This is a genomic window from Xanthomarina sp. (assembly GCF_035306705.1).
GTDB lineage: Bacteria > Bacteroidota > Bacteroidia > Flavobacteriales > Flavobacteriaceae > Xanthomarina.
Genome location: NZ_DATGNO010000017.1, coordinates 1 through 3,684, shown reverse-complemented (window position 1 = coordinate 3,684; position 3,684 = coordinate 1). Strand labels below are relative to the sequence as shown.

Below are 3,684 nucleotides of genomic sequence, written 5' to 3'. Positions count from 1 at the left end.
CTTTTGCGACGGCGGGGTTTTTCTCACATAGTCTCTAATTTCAAGTTTTTTATTTTTATAATTTTTATTTGTATATCCAGCCCGAGAGTGTTCCATCGTCTTTCACCCCAATCAGCAGTTGGGCAAATCATTAGCAAATGCACACACAGCTTCCGAAAACTTATCAGTATTATTTACCGATATAGTTCTTTCTATACGGGCGTTTTCTCCGGAAGTGATGAGTTGTGTGATTTGCTCTGTGGTCATAATATATATTAAATACGTGCAATATTTATCGCTCTTTATTAGAAGTAATTTCTTCTACCTGCACGTACAAGAAGTATGTTCATAGTTTATTCTTCTGCTAAAAAATTAAAAATCCCTCCTGTATGCCAGAAAAGAATGTTTTTATCTTTTAAATTGTTTTTATTTATATAATCCATCATCCCGTAAAAAGCTTTACCCGAATAACAAGTGTCTAATGTGAAGCCATATTCTTTTATAGAATTTAAACTCAATTCTTTTAATTCACTATTGTATTGTCCGTAACCACCCATTAAATATTCATCTAAAACAATAGACTCTCTGTTTGAACAATCAATATTATAATGACTACACAACTCTTTATAAAATTCATCCACAATTTTTGTGGCTTGTTCTGCTTTTCTTCCTACAGATATTCCTATAACTTTCGTATCGTCAAAACCATATTTATCCAAACCTGCTAGAATACCAGACTGTGTAGAACCCGTACCTGAAGCGTGAAAAATATAGTCAGGTGTCCAATTGTTTTCTACACAATATTTTTTAAGTTCTTTTACAGCATCAATATAAGCCAAACCACCTTCTAAGGTATGCCCACCACCCCAAATGTAATAAGGTATAAAACCCTGATCTTTATATTGCAGCATAGCTTCATCCATTGCATTACCAATCTGACTAGCTTCCTCTACAAAAACAATTTCTGCTCCCGAAAGACGCATTATTTTAGCATTGCCTGACTGCTTTTCAAACTCCGCTTTTGAACCGTGTAAAACCAAAGAACATTTCATTTTATTTTGAGCTGCAAAAATTGCAACCGCTCTGCAATGATTGGATTGAATTCCTCCCGTAGTTACTAAAGCATTGGCATTCTTTAAGAAAATGTCTTTTGCAATAGCATCCATCTTACGACCTTTGTTACCGCCTCCTAAAAACGGGTAAAGGTCGTCACGGACGATTCTTAAGTCTTCTTTTATTATATTAATCATTTACCGTTTTATGATTTTTCGACCTTGTTTTTATTAATGAAGGTATTTGAGGAGTTATCGCAATATCTTTTCTATAAAGAACATTTTGAATCGTTTTAAAAAAAATTTTTATATCTAAACCAACTGACAGGTTTTCTACATAAAACACATCCATCTCAAGTCTTTTATCCCAATCTAATGAATTTCTACCATTAATTTGTGCCCAGCCACTAATTCCTGGCTTAACATTATGCCTTTTTAACTCTCTTTCCGTATAAAATGGTAAATTCTTTATTGATAGTGGTCTTGGTCCAATAAAAGACATATCGCCTTTCAAAATATTAAAAACCTGTGGAATTTCGTCCAAAGATAACTTTCTGATTAATGCTCCCTGTTCCGTAATTCTTAACTTATCTGGTAGTGGATTCCCTGCCTCATCAAAAAGATCTTTCATTGTTTTTAATTTATAAATGAAGAACTCCTGATTTTTATATCCTAATCTTTTCTGTTTAAATATCGGATTAGATTTAAAATGTATTTTTAGATAAACGAGTAAAACTACCATTATAGGTAATGTTACTAAAATCAGTAAAAAAGAGAACAATATATCAAAAACTCTTTTAATATGCCTATACATCACATTGTAATTTTATCATTTACACTTTTATGGAATTTGGCAGGGCTTCCTATCCATAACTCATTTTCAGGAACATCTTTTGTAACAATACTTCCTATTCCAATTGCAGAATGTTTTCCTATTTTTTGTTTTCCTCTAATTGTACCATTCATCCCAACCCAAACGCCTTCCTCTATTTCTAAATAGGAACCTAAGCACGAACTTGCAGTAAAAAAACAATGTTCATCAATATTATTGTCGTGTCCAATAGTAACATTACTCATTATTAAACAACATTTCCCTATTTTAGTTCCACAAGAAATACTCGCATTTGGCATTACAACAACACCTGGTGCTAATTTTGCAGAAGGAGAAACAAAAGATAACGGATGAACGAAAGTAAACATAGATTCATCAGGAATTTTCAAATCTCTAAAAAGTTTAATCCTGCCGGGTTGTCCCCCCATTTTATAAATAGTAAACAAAAACTTATACCCTTCTTTAATAAAATTAGCTGCATCAGCAGTTTTTCCTAAAACCGGAACACCATTAATTTCAGAAACATCTGCATCGTTTAACAATCCCACAAACTCCGCATTTAAACCAAATTTTTCCTTAGCGTGATTTATAGCTTCTCCGATAACAATAGCAGCTCCTGAGCCACCAATAATAATCACTTTATCCATTTTTCTTACTAGTTATTTTCTGATGCTTCTTTAAAATCTTATTTGCTTTGAGCACAAAAGGAGGACCTACGAATTTTCCGTTCATAATGGCAACTCCCTGATTGTTCTCTCTGGCTTCTTTGTCTAATCTTAAAATTTCTTTTGCTTCATAAACATCTTGTTCTGATGGTGAAAAGTATCTATGTACCAATGATAATTCTATCGGGTTCAAACATAACATTCCTTCATATCCCAGTTTTTTGGATAAGATTAAATTCTGCTCCAAATCTTCCAAATCCTTAACTCTTACCTGAACTGTATCAATAGGAATAACTTTGCAGGCTCTTGCTGCCATAGCAATCATATTTCTGGGTACAAACAAACTTTCGTGTTCTAAATCGTGCTGTCCTTCCAAATCAGCAATAAAATCTTCTGAACCGTATGCAATAGCAACCACTCTTGAAGAAGCATTACAAATATCTTGAGCATTCAGTACAGCAGAAGCTGTTTCTATCAGTGGAATAATTTTGAAGGTTCCCACAGGGATTCCTTTTTCATATTCAATGGTTTCAAGTAGCTTATCAAAGAAATAAATATCTTCTCCTTTTTTGGCTTTAGGATACATAAATCCTGTAATTCCGTCAATAGTGAGTTGTGTTACATCTTTTAATAATTGACCGCTTTCTCTGTCATTGATTCTCGGAAAAATCACTTTGTCTTTAAAAGCTCCTTCGCTGATCATCTTCACAGCCAGATCCCGAGCTTTCTGTTTATTTTCTACAGGCTGAACTGAATCTTCGATATCAAAAAGCAAAACATCTGCCTCTGCTTTAATTGCACTGTCCATCAACCTTTGATTATGGGCAGGCACAAATAACAAGCTTCTCATTAAGTAATCACTCATATCTCTGATTTTTTAGGAATTAATACTTTTCTTCTGAAACTTAAAACATTCTCTCCTTTTTGATTGTAAGCAATTGTCTCTACATAAACTATCCCTCTGTCTTTTCCCGAGGTTTCCCATTTATCCAAGATTTCTGTTTTAGCATAAATCGTATCGTTAATAAAAACAGGTCCTAAATGTTTTACTGATTCGTATTCTAAATTAGCCACAGCTTTCCCGCTAATATCCGGAACAGTCATTCCAACAACCAGACTAAAAACCAATGTGCCAACAACCAAAATCTGTTTATGT

The 3,684-nt window shown here is 33.6% G+C and carries 5 protein-coding genes; all 5 read right to left on the bottom strand.

Translation table 11 applies throughout. The features are described from left to right. Positions 1 to 332 precede the first annotated feature (332 nt). Complete coding sequence (locus tag VKY47_RS01190; protein ID WP_324309690.1) at positions 333 to 1,229, bottom strand: 1-aminocyclopropane-1-carboxylate deaminase/D-cysteine desulfhydrase; 897 nt, start codon at positions 1,227 to 1,229, stop codon at positions 333 to 335. Then, on the bottom strand, positions 1,222 to 1,845 hold the full coding sequence (locus VKY47_RS01185) for a sugar transferase (protein ID WP_324309689.1): 624 nt from the start codon (positions 1,843 to 1,845) through the stop codon (positions 1,222 to 1,224). The genes VKY47_RS01190 and VKY47_RS01185 overlap by 8 nt, the downstream gene beginning before the upstream one ends. Next, positions 1,845 to 2,510: a PglD-related sugar-binding protein gene (locus VKY47_RS01180; protein WP_324309688.1), complete on the bottom strand. Its 666-nt coding sequence runs from the start codon at positions 2,508 to 2,510 to the stop codon at positions 1,845 to 1,847. The genes VKY47_RS01185 and VKY47_RS01180 overlap by 1 nt, the downstream gene beginning before the upstream one ends. Continuing rightward, positions 2,503 to 3,393, bottom strand: coding sequence for an HpcH/HpaI aldolase/citrate lyase family protein (locus tag VKY47_RS01175; protein ID WP_324309687.1), 891 nt, complete (start codon positions 3,391 to 3,393; stop codon positions 2,503 to 2,505). The genes VKY47_RS01180 and VKY47_RS01175 overlap by 8 nt, the downstream gene beginning before the upstream one ends. Next, positions 3,390 to 3,684 (bottom strand): MaoC family dehydratase (locus tag VKY47_RS01170; RefSeq protein WP_324309684.1); only part of this gene is annotated, 295 nt, incomplete at its 5' end. The genes VKY47_RS01175 and VKY47_RS01170, both read right to left, overlap by 4 nt.

Excerpts from the sequence above, each read along its gene's own strand:
- VKY47_RS01185 (WP_324309689.1), bottom strand. The coding sequence starts at position 1,845 with ATGTATAGGCATATTAAAAGAGTTTTTGATATATTGTTCTCTTTTTTA.
- VKY47_RS01175 (WP_324309687.1), bottom strand. The coding sequence starts at position 3,393 with ATGAGTGATTACTTAATGAGAAGCTTGTTATTTGTGCCTGCCCATAAT.
- VKY47_RS01190 (WP_324309690.1), bottom strand. The coding sequence starts at position 1,229 with ATGATTAATATAATAAAAGAAGACTTAAGAATCGTCCGTGACGACCTT.
- VKY47_RS01180 (WP_324309688.1), bottom strand. The coding sequence starts at position 2,510 with ATGGATAAAGTGATTATTATTGGTGGCTCAGGAGCTGCTATTGTTATC.